Origin of the sequence: Pseudopedobacter beijingensis, from assembly GCF_042678145.1 — a bacterium.
GTDB lineage: Bacteria > Bacteroidota > Bacteroidia > Sphingobacteriales > Sphingobacteriaceae > Pseudopedobacter > Pseudopedobacter beijingensis.
This window is the reverse complement of record NZ_JBHUDG010000012.1, coordinates 73,543-93,355: the sequence shown is the minus strand read 5'-3', so window position 1 is coordinate 93,355 and position 19,813 is coordinate 73,543. Positions and strand designations below refer to the sequence as shown.

Annotated in this window: 12 protein-coding genes; 1 reads left to right on the top strand and 11 read right to left on the bottom strand. The window is 37.8% G+C overall.

The features are described 5' to 3' along the window. Positions 1 to 3,276 carry a SusC/RagA family TonB-linked outer membrane protein gene (locus ACFSAH_RS08245; RefSeq protein WP_379662242.1) on the bottom strand — a complete coding sequence of 1,092 codons (3,276 nt, stop codon included), beginning with the start codon at positions 3,274 to 3,276 and terminating at the stop codon, positions 1 to 3. A gap of 318 nt (positions 3,277 to 3,594) precedes the next feature. Between ACFSAH_RS08245 and ACFSAH_RS08240 the strand changes: the two genes are divergently transcribed. Further along, positions 3,595 to 4,359, top strand: a complete 765-nt coding sequence (locus ACFSAH_RS08240; RefSeq protein WP_379662241.1) for a DeoR/GlpR family DNA-binding transcription regulator — start codon at positions 3,595 to 3,597, stop codon at positions 4,357 to 4,359. A gap of 55 nt (positions 4,360 to 4,414) precedes the next feature. On the opposite strand, the gene ACFSAH_RS08235 is transcribed toward ACFSAH_RS08240, so the two are convergent. The 10 genes from ACFSAH_RS08235 to ACFSAH_RS08190 all read right to left on the bottom strand — a co-directional run bounded on the left by ACFSAH_RS08235 (position 4,415) and on the right by ACFSAH_RS08190 (position 19,811). After that, complete coding sequence (locus ACFSAH_RS08235; RefSeq protein ID WP_379662240.1) at positions 4,415 to 5,008, bottom strand: HdeD family acid-resistance protein; 594 nt, start codon at positions 5,006 to 5,008, stop codon at positions 4,415 to 4,417. A 153-nt stretch (positions 5,009 to 5,161) separates the two neighbouring features. Next, a complete protein-coding gene (locus ACFSAH_RS08230; protein ID WP_379662239.1) occupies positions 5,162 to 8,332 on the bottom strand; it encodes an efflux RND transporter permease subunit in 3,171 nt (1,056 codons plus the stop codon). A gap of 20 nt (positions 8,333 to 8,352) precedes the next feature. Further along, positions 8,353 to 9,486 (bottom strand): efflux RND transporter periplasmic adaptor subunit, encoded by a 1,134-nt coding sequence (locus ACFSAH_RS08225; protein WP_379662238.1) that lies wholly within the window; start codon positions 9,484 to 9,486, stop codon positions 8,353 to 8,355. A 3-nt stretch (positions 9,487 to 9,489) separates the two neighbouring features. Continuing rightward, on the bottom strand, positions 9,490 to 10,785 hold the full coding sequence (locus ACFSAH_RS08220; RefSeq protein WP_379662237.1) for a TolC family protein: 1,296 nt from the start codon (positions 10,783 to 10,785) through the stop codon (positions 9,490 to 9,492). Between the two features lie 39 nt (positions 10,786 to 10,824). Then, a complete protein-coding gene (locus tag ACFSAH_RS08215) occupies positions 10,825 to 11,382 on the bottom strand; it encodes a TetR/AcrR family transcriptional regulator (protein ID WP_379662236.1) in 558 nt (185 codons plus the stop codon). A gap of 235 nt (positions 11,383 to 11,617) precedes the next feature. Continuing rightward, on the bottom strand, positions 11,618 to 13,432 hold the full coding sequence (locus ACFSAH_RS08210; RefSeq protein ID WP_379662235.1) for a glycoside hydrolase family 99 protein: 1,815 nt from the start codon (positions 13,430 to 13,432) through the stop codon (positions 11,618 to 11,620). Between the two features lie 11 nt (positions 13,433 to 13,443). Next, positions 13,444 to 16,083: a glycoside hydrolase family 2 TIM barrel-domain containing protein gene (locus tag ACFSAH_RS08205; protein ID WP_379662234.1), complete on the bottom strand. Its 2,640-nt coding sequence runs from the start codon at positions 16,081 to 16,083 to the stop codon at positions 13,444 to 13,446. A gap of 143 nt (positions 16,084 to 16,226) precedes the next feature. After that, positions 16,227 to 17,753: a hypothetical protein gene (locus ACFSAH_RS08200; protein WP_379662233.1), complete on the bottom strand. Its 1,527-nt coding sequence runs from the start codon at positions 17,751 to 17,753 to the stop codon at positions 16,227 to 16,229. A gap of 4 nt (positions 17,754 to 17,757) precedes the next feature. Then, positions 17,758 to 18,372 (bottom strand): fasciclin domain-containing protein, encoded by a 615-nt coding sequence (locus ACFSAH_RS08195; RefSeq protein WP_379662232.1) that lies wholly within the window; start codon positions 18,370 to 18,372, stop codon positions 17,758 to 17,760. A gap of 11 nt (positions 18,373 to 18,383) precedes the next feature. Beyond that, positions 18,384 to 19,811 carry a RagB/SusD family nutrient uptake outer membrane protein gene (locus ACFSAH_RS08190; RefSeq protein WP_379662231.1) on the bottom strand — a complete coding sequence of 476 codons (1,428 nt, stop codon included), beginning with the start codon at positions 19,809 to 19,811 and terminating at the stop codon, positions 18,384 to 18,386. Positions 19,812 to 19,813: the final 2 nt, after the last annotated feature.

Here is a 19,813-nt window from a genome sequence, read left to right as displayed (position 1 = left end):
TTAAAAACCTACTGTTAAATTCACTCCAAACGTTCTGGTCGAAGGGAATTGTCCTATTTCGAAACCTTTATTTATTTCAGATCCGCTAAGAGTTCCAAATTCCGGATCAAAACCCGGCCATTTAGAAAAAACAAACAGATCTCTACCAAAGAATCCAAGAGTAGCTCTCTGCAAACCAGCCTTTGCCAACAACTTCTTTTTAAAAGTATAGTCAATACGTGCTTCCCTCAACTTGATGAAATCGGTAGAAAAAGTAGATCCCTCAACATTACTGATCCCGTAATGAGTATCATAATAAGCTGAAAGATCATCCACAGGTATAGCATTAGGTACATATTCACCCAGATCATTTAACATAACACCTGTACCAATTATCCCATTATATCTTCCGGCAAGTGTGGCTGTTGTTTTTCCCTGAACAGCCATTTTTCCTTGAGTAAGTGAATATGCTTTTGCTCCGTATTGGGCATCAAACATAAAACCAAAAGACAATGTTTTATATCGAAACTGGTTCTGGATACTTCCTTTTAACGTAGGCATGGTATTACCCAAATAAAGCAAGTCAGAAGATAGCTCCGGCATTCCATCTTTATAAACAATCTGCCCATCCGGCGACCGCAAATAACCCCTGCCATACAAATCGCCCATACTTCCTCCTACATGAGCAATGATATAACCATTACTTCCCGGCCCCGTTTGTAAAGTAAACTCATCTAAATTCTCCGATAATTCTAAAATTTCATTTTTATTAGTTGAGAAAGTAGTATTAACTGTCCAGGACAATCCGTTTTTACTTTTTAATGGTGAGCCATTTAATGCCACTTCTATACCACTGTTTCGGACCCGGCCGGCATTAACCACCAAATATCTATAACCTGCAGATTGATCTAAAAGAGAATTCAATATCTGATCCTTAGTATCTGAAGTATACACCGTAACATCTAAGCCCAATCTGCTCTTAAACATTTTAAGTTCAACTCCTGTTTCATAACTATAGGTATACAAAGGCTTTAAATCAGGGTTATTCAGTACATTGGGATTATACAAGCCGCCCGCATAGGAAGGATCCGATTGATAGGTAAAGGATGTTTTATACGGCGTAGTACCTCCGCTACCTACTCCGGAAACAGAAGCCCTCCATTTAAGGTAACTAAAACTAGATGGCAATTGAAGCATTTCGGAAAGTACCAAGCTTCCGTTTACTGATGGATACAAGATAGAAACATTATTTCTGCTTGTTGGTGTAGCCAACAAACTACTCCAGTCATTTCTAAATGTAAAATCCAGAAAAGCATAGTTTTTGTATCCTGCGGCAACAATACCATAAACGCTATTAATCCCATAATCTGCCCTATATGGATTAGTCCAAAGCCTAACAGCACTATTAGCAAATGTAAAAATACCCGGAAACAACAAAGTATCCGCTCTTACTTCATTTCTATTGTAGTAGTTTTTTAGAATAGCTCCTCCTAAAGAAGCTGTAAGATCCAGATCTTTATTTACCTGTTTTTTATATTTAAACAAAAAGTCGCTATTAATTTCTCTGGAGATCACATCCTGTGTACGATACATTCCCTTAGGAAAATTATGGGTATCAAAAGGCCTCTGCTGAGAGCGGGCATCATTTGCCAGGTCCATAGAAGTCCTTATCATAAAACTCATTTCCTTATTTATATTATATGTAGCGGCAATATTACCGGTTACAGAGTTTCTGTTCTGCTTATTCAACATCTCATAAGCCACCAAATAAGGGTTATCAGGCCCTGTCATTAATGGCGTACTTTGCTTAATATTTTCCTGCCCTGGAAGCCAATAATTCCTCAACCAGGATATTGGCGCACTTGGCTGCCAGAATATATAGCCGTACATTATAGACTGGTTATTATAGCCTCCTGCAGGTAAATTATCTGAGGTTTTACTGGTATAATTCAATTTTGATGTTACCTGTAAATTTTTAGAAGGTTTTGAATTTACCGACATAGAAACCGTATTTCTATCATATCCGGTATTAGGAATTATCCATGTGTTTTTTACATTGGTATAAGAAAAACGTGCTGTAGTTTTATCTGTACCACCATCTATAGAAACACTATTGGTGTACGTTTTTGCGGTTTCAAAAAACTCATTAAATCCTCCGTTTTTATAGGGCTGCCAAAGTGTTTTGGTTGTTCCTCTTGCATTAGTTACAGGATCGTACTGATAAAAGTATTGTCCGTCAAATTTTGCCCCGAAAGCTTTCGTTGTCCGGTGAGTACCAGTACCATCTTCAGTATCTCCATAAGAATAGTAATTAACACCATCATCTCCCTGCCCATATTCATATTGCAACAGAGGCATCCTGTTGATTGTTCCGAAAGAAGTATTGCTATTAATACTTATACCTAATCCTTTTTCTTTTGTTTTCCCTGATTTTGTGGTGATAATAATTGCTCCATTAGCTCCTCTTGAGCCATACAATGCCGCCGCGCCAGGTCCTTTCAAAACAGTAACATTTTCTATATCATCAGGATTTATATCACTCAATCCACTACCATAATCCACCACGGTTTCATCCAGATATGCCCCAGAACCACCACTCATTCTACCGCTACCCCCGTTTATAATAACACCATCTACCACCACAAGTGCGTCATTGCTTCCTGTAAGATTACTTTCCCCTCTAAGGATGATACTATTAGATCCAGTAGGTCCCGCATTGGAACGAACCAGATTTAAACCTGCCACTTTTCCTGACAGAGCATCAGTCCAGTTATTAGATATCGCATCTGTAAGCTGCTGATTAGTTATAGTGGTTATAGCATAACCCAATGCTTTTTGCTCTCTCTCTATATTTAGAGCCGTAACCACCACTTCATCTAACCTGGTAGCCGACTGTGCCATTTTTATAATAAAATTAGGGTTTGACGACTCTACTTTAATTTGCTTTTTCTCATATCCCAACATCTTAATATACATCTCTTCTCCTTTGGCTATCTTAACAGAATAAAAACCATTCACATCTGTTATTCCAAGAACTTTCTGAGCTTTGTTTTCTATCCTGGCCCCCACAATAACCTGTCCGTCTATTTCATCAACAATCTTTCCTTTAATACTTAGAACAGGTACCTGAGCCAAAGAGGAGTAGTGACTTAAACCGGAAATGAGAAGCAATAAAAAGGAAAATCGGACCAACAGTCGATAACCCCACTTTTTATCCAGATTAAAATCTTTTTGAAGCGAATTATATTTTGTATAAAACAAAAACAAAATGATTCGCATTTTTCTTAAATAAATCATGGTTTAGATTTTAAATAATTTAAATTATGTATAAAAAGATTACAAAACAATATTACAAAAGCTCTATAAAGCAAAAAGTAAGTTTATATTAAATTTACATTAAGCAAAAAACAAATAAAAAGAGACAACAATCTTAAAAAACACAGCAATAATCAGCAAAAGTTTATAATTAAACATAAAACTAAACCAAAATAAATATAAATCAAAATATTTTTAAACTTTTTTAAACAAAACACAAGCAGATAAAATTAAACAGATGTTTTATATATTTGATTATTTATAAATTTATATCTTTATGTGCTTTAGGAATTAAAATTCATGAAAAACATCACGGACAGACATCAATTCATTCTCCAGAAACTGAAGGAGGAGGGAAGGGCTACTATTCAGGAACTTAGTGACCTAATGAAAGTTTCTGGCGTAACCATAAGGAAGGACTTAAAACTCCTGGAAGACAAGAGCTTGATTTTCAGAACAAAAGGAGGAGCCTCCATGACAAACCCTTATGCAGGAGACCGCCCTATTAATGAAAAAGCGCTGATTAATTCAGAGGAAAAGAAAAGGATAGCCAGAGCCGCCTTAGAGTTAATAAAAGACAGCGACTCTATTATGATTGGCTCAGGAACTACTGTTTTTCAGTTGGCGCAGATTTTAGCTCCAACCAGACCTTTAACTGTTATCACACCGGCTCTTAAAGTTGGTTTAGAATTAAGCTCGAAGCCTAATATTGAAGTTTTACAGCTGGGAGGTCTTATAAGGCCTAATTCTTCTTCTGTTGCCGGCAGCCACGCCATAAGAGTTTTAGAGGAAATATCTTGTAGCATATTATTTATAGGTGTAGACGGAATTGACCCGAATTTCGGTGTATCTATAAGTAACCTGGCGGAAGCTACAGTCAACCAGAAAATGCTGGAAACTGCACAAACGGTTGTTATATTAACCGACAGTACTAAGTTTGGAAAAAGGGGCCTGGGGCGGATTTGCGGATTAGACCAAGTGAATTATATTATAACGGACAGTAACGTTTCTTCTTCAATGGTGAAAAAACTAGAAGAGAATGACATTAAAGTTATTATTGTTTAAAAAAAGAGTAGGGGCTTTTGTAAATAGCCTCCTACTCTTTATAAAAAAACAGAATTTATAAATCCACCGATTTACGTATTTTCTCTTTCATCTTTTTAAGGCTTTTCAGCTTAAAGGCAAAAACAATTCCAAATATCCCCATAGACATTAACCCCAAAGCGGTCCAAACCACTAGTGTTAAGCCTGCAAAAAGAGGATTCCACAACAATATAAAGCTGAATATTACGCCCAGTATTCCCCAAAACATCATCCAACCCCAATCGCTCACTCCATAATTCTTCAACTCAATAGATGCGCTTATACTAGAGATTGAACGAAATAGAATGACAAACCCCACATAAAATGCCAAGGTAGCCATGCTTAATCCTGGATGAGTGGCTAATAAAATCCCCATTAATAAGTTAATGATTCCAAAAGCCAATGTCCATCCCCAATTATCCATTTCATTTTTATTGGAAATCGAAAAAATAATCTCGGCTACGCCACTAACAATAAAAGATACACAGAAAAAAATGGATAGAGCCAAATAAGAGGCTAAAGGCTGTGACCAAACGTAAATTCCCAGTATAAAAAAGAGAATTCCTACAATTAGCGGTATATACCAATGATTAACCGCTGACTTTACTGTTTTAAATAAAGATGTGCTCATGTTTTTCGTTTTTTTAATTATGCTAATAACACTTTTATCCGGGTGTTGTTTTTATAAATTAATTTTTAATAAATACAATACACAAAATCTGTCCTTAAAAACAAAGGGCTGTCCAAATGAACAGCCCTTTTTGCAAATTATGAAAAACACTCTTTAATGTGCACTTAGATTCTTTGCCTTTTCCTCATCGAAAGAAGCTTCCAGTCCTGCAAGCTTTTTCTTACCGTATGCAAATCTTGTAATCACTACAAAAAGTACAGGCACTACAAATATAGCAAGGAATGTAGCTGATGCCATTCCACCAAACACTGTCCAGCCAATAGTTTTTCTGGCTACCGAACCCGCTCCTACAGACATCATCAATGGAATAATTCCCAAAATAAAAGCTAATGATGTCATAATAATAGGACGAAGACGTAACTGAACGGCTTCTAAAGTTGCCTTAACCAAAGGCATACCTATATCTACACGTTCTTTGGCAAACTCAACAATAAGAATAGCATTCTTTGCTGCCAAACCAATAATAGTTACTAAACCGATCTGGGCAAAGATGTTATTATCCAGTTTAGGCAATAACGTCAGCGCTAAAATAGCTCCAAATACCCCTAGAGGAACGGATAATAAAATTGAAAACGGTACAGACCAGCTCTCGTAAAGAGATGCCAGTAACAAGAATACGAATATGATACAAAGCGCAAAAATCATTAATGTTTGACTTCCCGATTGTTTTTCCTGCAAACTCGCTCCAGAGAAATCATAGGAATATCCTTCTGGCAATACCTGAGCAGCAACTTCTTCCAATGCTTTTAATGCATCTCCGGAGCTGTATCCCGGAGCTGCTTCACCACTCACTTCTATAGATCTAAAGATATTAAAGTGGTTGATAATTGACGGATTCTGAACCATTTCGTAAGATACCAGTGAACTTAATGGAACTGCTGCTCCTCTGGTGTTTTTAACATACAACTTACCCACATCTTCTATCTGCTTACGATAAGTTGTATCTGCCTGACTCACCACTCTAAAGTTCCTGCCGTATTTAGTGAAGTCGTTAATATAGCTACTTCCTAAATAAGCAGAAATAGTACTGTAAATAGACGATACCGGAACCCCCATTCGTTTTGCCTGCTCTCTGTCTACTTTTAATTTATAGTTTGGAGAATTTGTATTGAATAGGGTATAAGCCATCGCAATCTCAGGACGTTGATTTGCCGCCATTAAGAACTTACCTAGCACCCCTTCAAATTCTTTAATATCTACAGATTTCTGATCCTGAATCTGCATGGTAAAACCTCCCGAAGAACCTAATCCCGGAATTGGAGGTGGAGTAACGGCAAGAACCCTTGCTTTTTCGTATCCTCTGTATTTACCCATTATTTCTCCGGCAATTTGTCCGGCCGTTTTCTTTCTATCAGCCCATTTTTCCAAGGAAATAAACATACTGGCTCCATTAGGTTTTGCCGAACGGTTCATGATATTCATCCCTGAAATTGAGGTTACGTATTTTATCTCTGGATAGCTTTTTCTTAAATCCTGATAAAGATCCTCCAAAACAGCATCTGTTCTTGAACTTGAAGCCCCTTCTGGTAAATTAATACCTATAATAAATATACCAGCATCTTCATTGGGGATAAAACCTGTTGGCTTTTTGGAATACATAAATCCGGTACCAACAAATATACATACCAATATAATCAGCGCTAACGGTGCCTTTTTAATACATGTTTTTACGCCACTGGAATAGTTGTGAGTTGTTTTTGCAAACCAGGTATTAAACTTATAGAAAAGCTTATCTAAACCTTTTGAGTCTTTACTTACCTCTGTTGGTTTTAGCAATAAAGAACACAGCGCTGGAGTTAATGAAAGTGCAACAAATGCTGATAAAAGTACGGAAACAGCAATAGTTATGGCAAATTGCTGGTATAACTGCCCCACCATACCCGGTATAAATCCAACCGGAACAAATACTGCTGCCAATATTAATGCGATAGCAATAACCGGAGCAGTAATATCTTTCATTGCTCTCAAGGTTGCTTCCTTCGCACTCATCTTGTAATGATCTATATAATGCTGTACAGCCTCTACCACCACAATGGCATCATCCACCACTATACCAATAGCCAACACAAATGCAAGCATGGTTAAGTTATTGATGGAAAAACCAAATAGGTTAAAGAAAATAAATGTTCCTATAATGGAAACAGGGATGGCCAATACCGGAATAAGGGTTGCTCTCCAGTTCTGTAAGAAGAAGAACACCACTACGGTTACCAATATCAGGGCTTCTATTAGTGTATGTATCACCGAATCGATGGAAGCATGCACTACAGAAACTGTTTCGTAACCAACAACGTAGTCTACATCAGATGGGAATGATTTTTTTAATTCGTCCAATGCCTTATAAATTCCATCTGCGGTTTCAACAGCGTTACCTCCCGGTGTTTGTGAAATCATCATACCCGAAGAAAGCATTCCGTTTACTTTGGTATCGATATTATAGGCAAACTGACCTAACTCTACCCGGGCAACATCTTTTAACAATACAATTGATCCGTCAGTATTGGTTTTCACCACTATACTTTCAAAGTCTTCCACAGAAGAAAGATCACTGTCTGAAATTACCGGATATTCGAATACCTGTGATGATTCCTGTGGACGCCCACCTACACTACCTCCCGGGATTCTTGTATTTTGTTCCTGTATGGCCGTACTCACATCTGCCGGAGTCATGCCTAGATTTGACAGTTTTACTGCATCTAACCAGATACGCATAGAAAAGGGCTGGCCGAAAGACATTACATCTCCCACGCCTTTAATACGCATTAATGCATCTTTTACATACAGATTGGCGTAGTTAGCCAAAAATTTATTGTCTCTTGTTCCCTTCGGCGAAACCAAAGAAACCATCATCAAAATATCTGTATTGGCTTTACGTGTAGTAATTCCCAGACGTCTTACCGCTTCAGGAAGTGCAGGTTCTGCAATTCCCACACGGTTTTGAACATCTAAGGTTGCAATATCAATATCTGTCCCTACCTCAAATGTTACTGTAATACGCGAACCTCCGTCTGAAGTACTGTTAGATTGCATGTAAATCATGCCCGGAGTTCCGTTAATCTGACTTTCTATCGGAGTTGTAACTGTTTGTTCTACTGTTTGCGCATCTGCACCGGTATAGGTAGCACTAACAGAAACTGTAGGAGGGGCTATATTCGGATATTGACTAATTGGCAGCGTATAAATACATATCCCTCCGACAATAAGTATCAGAATAGATATGACCATAGCTGTAACCGGTCTGTTTATAAATACTTTTGATATCATTTTTTAATTTCTCTTGAAAACTAATTACCTGTTTGTTCCTGGATGGTTGCTCCATCACGCAAATTCATAATGCCTTCTACAACAACTTTATCACTTAATTTCAATCCTTCTTTTATGACAACTTTATCGTCAAAGCTGGTTCCTAATTTTACAGCCTGTTGTTTTACTTTGCTGCTATCACCCACTATAAAAACACTAAAAACGCCTAATTGCTCTTGTACTGCTTTATATGGTATAACCATTTCTTCTTGTGCAGATTTCTCCAAAACCTTAATAGAAGCGTTCATTCCCGCTCTCAGTTCATTAGCCGGATTATCAAATCTTGCTCTTACCTTGATGGTATTTGTCCCAGCATCTACAGCGCGGTCTATGGTTGAGATATATCCGTGACTAGGATAAATGCTGTTTCCGGAAAGCTTTAACTGAATAGCTTCTTTTGCTCCTGACTTTTGAAGCGCCACAAACTGAGACAGACTTCTTTCTGGAACCTGAAACTCTACATTAATTGGATTGGTGGTTGATATTGTATTCAATAGGGTAGACCCTGCTGATACCAACGCTCCATTTCTAACTTGAGAAATACCTACTGTTCCGGCAAAAGGTGCTCTGATAACCGATCTGTCCAGATTGGTAACTGCAGTTGTTAATGCCGCTTTTGCTGCTAGTACCTGTGCTTCCTGATTATTTAGATCTGTTTCTGCGTAATCCAAAGTTTGTTTCGCAATCGCATCCTGCTCCGAAAGTTTTCTGTAACGTTGTACATCTCTTCTTACTTTTTCAAGGTTTGCTTCTGCAATTTTCAGGCTTGCTTTTGCCTGATCTACCGCTGCTACGTATCTGGTATGGTCTATTTCATACAGCTTCTCGCCTTTATTCACTGTCGCACCATCCGTTACATAAATATTGGTGATGTATCCGCTTACTTCTGCTCTTAACTCAGTTTCATTTATTGGGACAACAATTGCCGGATAGCTCTCTGAACCGGTCACAATTTGTTGAGTAACCGCAGCCGTAGTTACCGCTACAGCAGGAGCAGCACCTGCTTGCCCATTGGCTGCATTTTTGTTTCCACAAGATTGTAATATAGCTCCTGTACCAATAAAAAGTAATGCTATAGATTGTATTTTCATAATTGTGTTTTTCTTCTGTTTCATGTATTATTCAATAATTCCCAATGCTTTCTGTACGTCTATTTTGCTTGACAGAACGGCATATAAAGCATTTAAATAGTTTAGCTGACTGGTACGTAAATCCGTCTCTGCTGTCATCAGATCTAAATATGTTTTAATACCCTCATCGTATTGAAGTTTAATGGTATTGTAAACTTCTTTTGAAAGGTCTACATTGTCTTTATTGGTTTTCCAATCGTTTAAGTTTGACTTGTATGTAGCCATTGCTAAACTATGTTGACTGTTGATCTGATTTTCCAGGTTAATGATATCCCAGTCTAAACGTTCTTCCTGCAATTTTGATTTCTGGATTTGTTGCAATCTCTTTGTACCCTGAAAAACAGGAAGTGATAATGTTAAACCCGCTGCCGATCTTGGGAAGTTCTGATTATAGAGATTGTTGAAAGATTTATCTCTAAAGTCCCAGGCATAGTTATAATATGCACTCAGGTTTGGCAAGAATGTAGATTTCTGATATTGTGTATTGATGTTTTGCAGCTTTTTTGCTGTTAGCATCTGCTGATATTCTATTCTGTTTTGATAAGACAACTGAACTGTTGTATCTAAAGAAATCTCATTTTCCATTGATTTATCTGCAAAAGAAAGCGAAATATTATCAACAGCCCCCAAGCCTAAAACCTGCTTTAAATAATCATATTTATATTTTCTGAGTTCTACCGTTCTTTTCTCATCAGCTTTCGCATTGCTCAAACCAATTTGTGCCCTTTTAAAGTCTGTTTTATCTACTAAACCAGTTTCGTAACGTACTTTTGCATCATTATACTGTTTTTGCAAACGGCTGATATTTTCCTGAATAATCTTTACCTGCTCTTCACTGGTAAGAATATCGTAATATGCCTTGCTCACATCTACCACCGTATTTATTTTAGTGCTTTCAGTATTCTGAGCATTTTGCTGTTTAACGTATTTTGACGCTTTTGATGCCTGAATTAACGAAGGATTCAGCAATTGCTGATCGGCCTGCAAAACTACTGCGCTCGTATTTTCTTGCCCGGTCATCTTAATATTTTGTCCGTTAAAAAAAGTGGTGGGAGTCTCTATATTATGGGTATAGGATCCGTTGGCCGAAATCTGAGGAAACCACCCGGATAGTGCCGAGGCGATATCTTTTCTTCCGATTTCTTCATCAATTTGCGCCTGCTTTACAGAAATTTTATTTTCTAGGGCGTAGTCTATTAGCTGCCTCAAAGTTGCCCGCTCGGGGAGCTTTGGTTTATCTGATTGCGCATACAGCGAGCTTGATAAGCCGCTTATGCATAACATGTAAATAAATATGGATCTGACTTTCATAATTCTAATTCATTATTTTTTTATCCCGTCCCAAATAACTTCTATAATATGGTTAAGGCTTTTTTTATCAAACTGATGCAGGCTATGCAAATGTCTTTTTACTGTAGATACTGCCGTTCCTATAAACACCACACTAAGGATATTGGTGTCTAGATTTTTAACAGCTCCGGCATTTACTCCTTCATGCAAAAAGGCAGAAACATGATCTTGCCCACAGATAGTCTCATTCGTTAAAGCTTGCTGTAAATAAGGCGATGAGTAAAACTGATCCAGAAAGCTTAAATATTCCGGATTGTCTATATAAAACCTTACAAAATTCAGCCATAAAGCAAAAAAGCGTTCTTTAAACTCTTTCTCAATACTGTCGTCTTTGAATATATATTCAGCTACTTCTTTCTTACAATATTTAAATAGCGCAAATATTAATTCGTCTTTAGACTCGAAGTAGTGATATATTGTTCCTATAGCAACATCGGCATGTTTTGCAATCTGACTCATGGGAGTACCATGGAACCCAAATTGATGTATCAACCTCAACGTACTCTTAAAAATCGCCTGTACTTTATCCATATAAAAGATCGAACGTTCATTCGGTCGTAAAGAAAAGAATTTTTCGGGAAAGGTTTTGTAAAATTACGGCAATATTAAAGGGGGTTTGATAGAGATCGTTTTTAAAGTTTCTATTACCTATCTGACATGGTTCTGGCGTCTAAAAACAGAGAAAACGGGTAAAAACCAAAGGGTTTTGATACTTGTTAAAACAAACATCAAAACCCTTTTATATTATTTATCTGGAAGACCAGTTTTACTTTAGTGGTTCAAAAACGGTGAAGTCAAAAGAGAGATTTCTTACTTTCACTTTTCCGTTTATGACAAAATCTGCATTGTCAGACAAATCCTTAAACGCAATATTCTGATCGATCAACTTTATTTTTGCCTTTTTCCAATCTCCAGTACCTTTTGTTCTGATTTCGCCAACTACAGCATATTTACTTTTCGGTAACTTATTGGTTTCGCTCTTGATTATAAGGCTTTCTATTCCTTCATCCAGGTATTCAAATGTTATATATCCGGTGTAATAATTATTATCCAGTTTTTTCCGTAACGCCTGACCCAAGTTAATTTTGGTTTCTCTGGTATCTAGTAACCCCGGGGTTCTTTTGCCATTAACCAATAAATCCCTGGATATGATATAATTTTTAGATTTTACTTTTTTATGCTGTTCGGTAAAGATAGACTCGCATTCGCCCATCTTTTTCTCGGCTAACATAAAGTCTTGTTGACTAATAGCTAATGCCGCATCATCCAACAAAGTTTTGGCTTGTAAAACGGATGCTTTTAAAGCTGTCAGAAACAAATAATCCTTTCTTAACTTAAACAGGCGCAAAGGTAGTTCGAGCCCCCCTTTATCCATTTTTTCATTCTTAAAAGCTGAGGCATACTTTAACGTTGTCTCTAATTCTCTATAGCCATTTTCTACGGTTGGTTCTATTTCGTGACCTTCGGTGTAATCACTCCACGAAGCAATAAAAACCATGTCCAAACTATCTTTACTTTGCATATTCAATTTCCAAAGGTCTTCATAGGTTTGTCCATTATCTCTGGGGATGTAGAAGAAATGTCCTCTTCCCCAACCTCCGCAACCTCTGTTATCCATTCCCGGAACGACAAAGCCAGATTTAGTCAGTCCTTTTGGATTTGCTCCATCCCATAACTTTTCTTTAAAAGGAGCCATATATCTCAACACATCGTCTCTGGTGGCATAATGGTCCCAATGTGGATAAGTTTTATCCATGGGCCTTACCCGAGCCGGTATCCAGGCGGTAGGCATCATATCTAATGCCTGCCATTGCCTGGTATCCTCGCTCATTGGTGCGGGTGTATATTTCCTTCCTTCAATTTTCCCCCACTCAATAATACGTCTTAGTGTCTGCGGAGCATTTTTCCCGTAAACATTTTCTATATCTTTTGAATCAACTACACTTTGATATTCTGTAGGAGTAATACCTCCTCCAAAAAGATAATAAACTGGTTTTCCTTTAACCCTAGGTGCTGTCTTTACAGAAAAAACACTATCAATGAGGTATTGATAAGCATATCTGAAATGTTTGGTCTTATCTTCTCTGGTTTTTATTTCTGGTTTTACTTTGGTAATCCAATCGTAATATAGCCAGCCGTCACACCAGTTTACTCCAATTTCAAAATCATATTTTGCAGCCACTTTTTGCATGGCGTTCAACAGCAATGTTGATTCATGCTCCGGATATCCCCATTCTATAAAAAAGCCATCTATTTTTGCTGATTTCGCAGTTAAGATTTGGTATTCCACAAAGTCTGGATCCAGATTGGATTGAATCCCTGTTAAAGGATAAGCTACTGCAGCAATATCATGCTGTCCGTTTTCCAGAATATTATCGGCATTATAAGACAACCTTTTTAAAGCAGTTACAGACTTTGATGTATTATCATAATAAGACCATCGACCTAACATTCCATCGTGTTTGCGGCTGTATCTCGTTCCATGATAATCTGCATATACTTTTTTTCCGTTGCCTTGTTGCGAGTACGAAACGGCACTGATAATACAAAATAAGAGTATTGAAAAAACTGTTTTTAACATTGGTAAATGGCTTAATTTATCTTTCTAAGTTTGATAGCGCTTAATAACGTATTGCCCTCGATGGGTTTAAATTTAATAGATATATGCTGCGCTGTTTCTGTAATATATTTTTTATGAACGGCAATAATTGGCCCATAGGTTTTAAGCATGTTGAAATCTTCCAGTATCATTCTGTTGTTAAGTGAAACACTGAAGATATTCCGTTCGTCTGTTTTACTGGCATCAAAACCGATATCATTTAATATAGATTCTTTCTTTTGCCCTGGCTCGGTAAAATGCAATTCTACTTCATAGGTTCCTTTGGGAACATCAAAGCGAAATTCCTGCAGTCCTTTACGCATAGTTTGGTATAAAGGAATATTATGCGTTCCTGCTATTTCAAGCTGTATGCCAATTCTGTCTGGTGTATTACGTAAAATTTCTCCACCAATATATCCCCAGCTTCCTGGTTGATAAGCCTGCTCTGGAATCCATGTAAATCCCGAAACATCATCTGTGAAAAAGCTTGTGCTGCCTACATTAACACCCAATTCGAAGTGATTATCTATGTTTTGAAGATATTTGGGTTGTGCCTGAAACGAGATGCGTAAAGCATCGGATAGGTCCGTATCTTTTTGTGCAGATTGTGCTGTTAGGATATGTTCGCCATCGCTGAATGGAACATCCCATATTGCCGTACAGTTTGAGGTGTTTTTAATTCCTAATGATTTGCCATCTATAAAAAGTTCTACCGCTTTCAGGTTACTGTAAACTTTTATGGGCTGAATTACAGCTTTTCCATTTTCTGATATACCTGTTCTTCTGGTCCAATCTCTCGAAGCTATATGCACTACTGGTTTTTTATTAAATAGTGCTTTATAGTAATAATAAACATCTTTAGGTGTTCTGTCGGCATAAACAATTCCTTTGTTGTTGATATGCGGCATAGACTCTTCTCTAAAAGCAGAACCAAAGTCTATAAAATTCCACAAGGCAGAACCGGCAATATTTGGTCTTTCCAGTATCTGTTGCATCATTTTTTCGTTATACTCCTGCTGATACTCTATACTGAAATCAAAACATTCGGGATTCAAGCTATGGATTCGCCTGTCTGAACCGGCTCCGTATTCACTGATAATATGTGATCTATCAGGATACCTGGCGTGTTGATCGTCCATAAAACGACCAAACTGAGTAACGTCTCCGCCATACCATCCCTGATAAAGATTCCATCCCAGAATATTGGAAACAGATGATAAGCCTAACTTTTCGTACTCTTCAGGTGCTTCGTGTTGTGCTGATACGGTTAATCGGTATGGGTCTTCTTTACGCACAATATCTTCTAATTTCTGAGCCAAACCCTGTGTCGCTTTAAATACTTTGGGCCTGTCTTGCTCACTCACTTTTCTTAACGTACCCAACAATACTTCGTTCATATAGCCCCACAGGATGATGGACGGATGATTATAATTTTGTCTAATCATTTCTCGTAACTGACTTTCTGTGCTTTCGAAAAATTCAGCTTCGGGAGAGACCATATCTACTACCGGAATTTCTTCCCAGGCCAATAAACCCAACTTGTCGCAAGCTTCTAATATGGCTTTATCTTGCGGATAATGTGCTATACGAATAAAGTTTGCACCCATATCCTTAATCATCTGCATATCCCGACGGTGTGTTTCGTCAGACAATGCACTTCCGGTCCATTGCTGATCCTGATGTCTGCATACACCTAAAAGCTTATAAGGTTTCCCATTAAGATAAAAACCCGTTTTCGCATCAAACCTAAACCATCTGAAACCAATTGGATTACTCATCTCATCCAGTTTCTGATTGTTTTTTGCATCAATCAACTGTGTACGTAAGGTGTATAAATAAGGGGTTTCGGGCGACCAGAGTTTGGGCTTTTTAACCTCTTTTATATCAAACTGAAAAGGACTTGATTGATTCTTGTTTACACTTAATCGTTGTTCTTTATGGAGAACAACTTTCCCTTCTGCATCTTCCAGAATGTACGCAATTTTTACAGCCTGTGCTTTACTTTGGTTATTCTTAAGGCTTCCTTTAATACTGATATTTGCAGATTGTTCGGAAACAACAGGTGTTTGTACAAAAACACCATCTGATCCAAAGTTGTCCATATCAAAGTGCAGTTTCGAAGTTGCTATTAACCAAACATCACGGTATATTCCTCCGAAAAGTGTAAAATCTCCTGATAAGGGAGCAATGTTTTGTGGTGAGTTATCTACTTTAACAGCTAATACGTTCTGTTCTCCTGATTTAAGAAAGGGAGTTATATCAAAATTAAATGCAGTGTATCCTCCTTTATGAGTTCCTAAAAGCTGCCCATTCAAATAAACCTGTGCTTTAAGTAAAACACCTTCAAACCGAATAAACACTTGTTTGCCAACCATATCTTTGGGTGCCAAAAAGGTTTTTCTATACCACGCATCTCCTCTGTAATATTCCTTTGTCTGATAAGCATCTTGTGCATTCCAGGTATGCGGAACATTTACTTTCTCCCACTGTTTGTCATCGTAAGAAAGGTTATGGGCACCTGCTTTATCTCCTTTAAAAAACTTCCATCCAGCGTTTAGGCTCTGGATATCTCTCTGTGCTGATGCGGTAAGAGAAAGTAATAAGAACAAGATAAGCGATTGATAAAACTTCATAAATTAAGGATAAAATGTATTATGGATGTGCTTAGAAAAGTACTGATTTATCATGTTGAACGAAGATCAATGCCTGATTGATTGACAAGCTGTTCAACTTCGCTCAACACGAGATCAGTAATTATTAAACCTAAACCATCGCACTAATTCTTTAAAAACTTCACGGATATAGTAAATGTTCCCTGGTCTTTAACCAATGCGGAAGTATTTTCTATTTTAATGATTTTCATTATTCCTACTTTGTTTGCTCCTGCTGTAGAGGTCGGACCGGTTTTGAAGGCTATAACATCTCCTGCTGCGGCCGGATTAATGTTATTACTTGTTATTAAACTCGGTACGATAGACTGTATATCTGCAACTGTTGCATTATCAAAATCAAAGGTGCCTGGTAACTTAAGAAATCTTGTAGCATTTGCTGTTGCGAAATCCATTACGGTTCCGTTCTTTCCTGTAAACTCATTGCTTTTGGTTCCTGTGCCTCCATCTATCGAATAGATACGTGGAACAGCGCTTGCTCCAAACATATAGAACTTGATATCTACATTGTTTTCCGTTTTTCCTAAAACATCATTTATGTTATATCCTTTCATATCATTTATAGAGAAAAGACTGAAAACTCCGGGATCTTCTGCAACGCCTGCTGTATAACGATGACTTCCGACTACATAACTCGCTAGGTACTTCATGCCCACAACGGCTTTTACTAGTTTGCTGTCTTTTTTACCTGCTTTATCGGTTACTTCTACTCTTACGGCCTGCATGGTATTGGTAAATAGAATAGTTTCCGTGGTCTGCAGATCATTTTGCCCGTTATAGTTTGTTGTTTTGGCTAATGTTTCACCACTTTTTTCAACTTTATAGGTTTCTATTTTACTTACACCGGCAACTGAAACAACCTGCACCGGAATAGCAAAATTGCCTTCGTTTTCCATGATGATGATATCTGTTCCAATGGTTAAAACAGGCGGAGGTACTACTTTATATTCTACAGGCAGCGTTTCTATTTTTACTTGCCCGTAGATATCTGTTACTTTAACTTTTAAGCCTATATCGTCTTCTTTGTAATCTATAAACGCGTCAAAATCGTATTCTAATGGCGCATCGTTAAAATCTACAGGATAGCCCCACGGAATTTGTTGTGTTTTAGTAATACGTGTTATTTCCACGGTCTTCAATCCGGCTACGGAACTTGCCTTGAAGGTTGTATTCGGAATAGGTGTTGGGTCTAATTCATCATAGCTTATTTTCGCCGGATTAAATACTATAGTTGGTGCACCTATAACATCAGTAACTTTAAAAGATAAGACACCTGTGGTGGCTCTACCTGCTAAGTCTGTTGCTTCAACTATTAAGTTTTTATAATCTGCTGAGTACTCAAATTTTTCTGCAAATGAGTAAGACTTATCATTAAAAAAGCTGGTTACTTCTTTATATAGTGCTTTTTCCGCCCCTTTTTCTATATACATCTTCACTTCTTTAAGCCCCAGCTCTGAGGTAACCACACCCACTGCAGGTAAATTATCCAGCTTATTTAAATCTGCTGGCTGCTCTTCTAAAGCAAATTCTATTTGTGGCACTTTATAATTATCCGGATTTATGGAATCCTCTTTTTTACAGCTGTAGATAACTGTAAATAGTGCCATCATTATCAATAAATATCTTGTTTTCATATTACTAAGGTTTATAATAACAGTAATTTGCGAATACATGTATTACTCCATTTGTTGGCAGAATATTGCTGGTAACTGCAGAGCGGGACGGAGATGTTCCGTTACTGCCCGTATCGTTTACAAATATTTTTCCTGCATCGTCCTGCCACGGGCTTTTTCTTACCAATAGGGTCATTAAACCGGGTTCTCCGGGAAGTAATGTAAGTACAAACATAGGCTCTACCGGCAATTGCTTGTATGCACTATATTCTCCTTTTACAATATGGTATTGCAGCATTTGTTTAACTACTGTTTGGTCTAATTGTGTAACAGATACCGCAGCAGGATTGGTATTTGTAATGAATAAATTCATTGCGGTATTGTTCAATGCCAAAAAGGTGTATTTTACGTCGGTCTGTTTGTAATAGTCTTCCATTCCGGCGTAGGTTATGGCTTCGGTAAATACCGAAAACACATCCGGACGACTTTGGAAATACTCCCATGCTGTTTTATTCACATGCGGATCCAGCGTTTGTCCTTTATAATCGTAATCGGTTTGCAAGCTGCAACCAGACAGGACAAAAGTTATCAGGGCAATTAGCCCAATATATATCTTATTTGTTTTTTTAAGTTTTTTCATCGCAATCTGTATTAATATCCTGGATTGGGTTCTAACTCTGGGTTTTCGATGAGGTGCGAGTAATAAACCGGAAATACTACCTTTCTTGGGTCATTCATTCCGTTTATAGGCTCCATGGTTTTCTTCCAGGTGTTTGTTCTAACTAAATCAAACCAACGTTTACCTTCGCCTACCAATTCTACCTGACGTTCTTTAAGAATATAATCTATCACTTCGTCCTGATTGGCAAAGGATGCCGCCGAACGTGTTGTTGCACCAATTCCTGCTCTGTCTCTTACTTTTTTTACAATGTCCAAAGCTTCTTCCCATTTCCCTAAATTGGCTTTGGCTTCTGCCTGCAATAAAAGAATATCTGTGTAACGGTAAACGGGATAGGCTACTTCACAGGTTTTATTCAAGGTTGTACTAATTGTACCGCCTATAAATTTGTTAAGTTCCCAGCCTCCCTGATAGTTCTGCGCATAAATATCTTTACGCAAATCACCTGTTTCAAACTTTGACAGCAGGGCATTAGATAAAACCGCAACCCGGTTTCCTGATCCGGTAAACCATTGGTACATGAAACTATAACCATTGGCTCCAACTTCTTTCATGTCGTAATGAAGCACGAATATGAGTTCTTTGGATGTATAGTCATCATTTTCAGGTGTAAAGTCTGGCGCTTTGTTTTTTAACTCTTCTACAAACATTCTTTTTAAAGAAGCGATATCAGTTTCTAAACGCATAAATGTGGGTTCATGCGACATTTTATCTATCGTTTGGTCTGCCAGCGAATATTCATGTTGCCAGGTGTAAGCATCTGCCATAATTGCCCAAACTCCGTAGATGGATATCTTCTTTCTTTCCTTGTTTTTAGTTCTGTTAATCAGGGTTTCTGCCTTTTTCAAATCTGGTATTATTACTTCTTGTAATACCCTGTTTGCACTAACCTGACGGCTGTAAACTCCTTCTTTAAGGTTTTCTATAGGACTGGTTAGCAATGGCACATTGCCCCATACTTTTACTGCATACAAATAACTTAATGCTCTTAAAGCATAGGCTTGTCCCAACAAATCATTTTTATCTGCTGCAGAAGGCATATTTACCTGAGGCAAGTACTTAATAGCCAGATTGGTTTGGTTAATTACCCTGTACAGGCTTGTCCACGATGCATTACGATGTGTTGATGTCAATAGGTTAGCCATTAACATTTCCTGATCTACGGCTGTTGGTGCTCCTTTTTCGAAATTATCGGATCTGAATTCTCCCCAGGCCCAGTAATTTTCTCTTAATGCGTTACGCAACAATCCATATATTTCTGAAACTCCTGCCTGCGCATCACGAGAGGTTTTCCACATCTCACCTGCAGGAATCTCGCTGATAGGTTGCTCGTCCAGAAAGTCGTTGCATGATGCAAACATCAATGAAACGGCAACAAAATATATCTTTAAGAATTTCATGT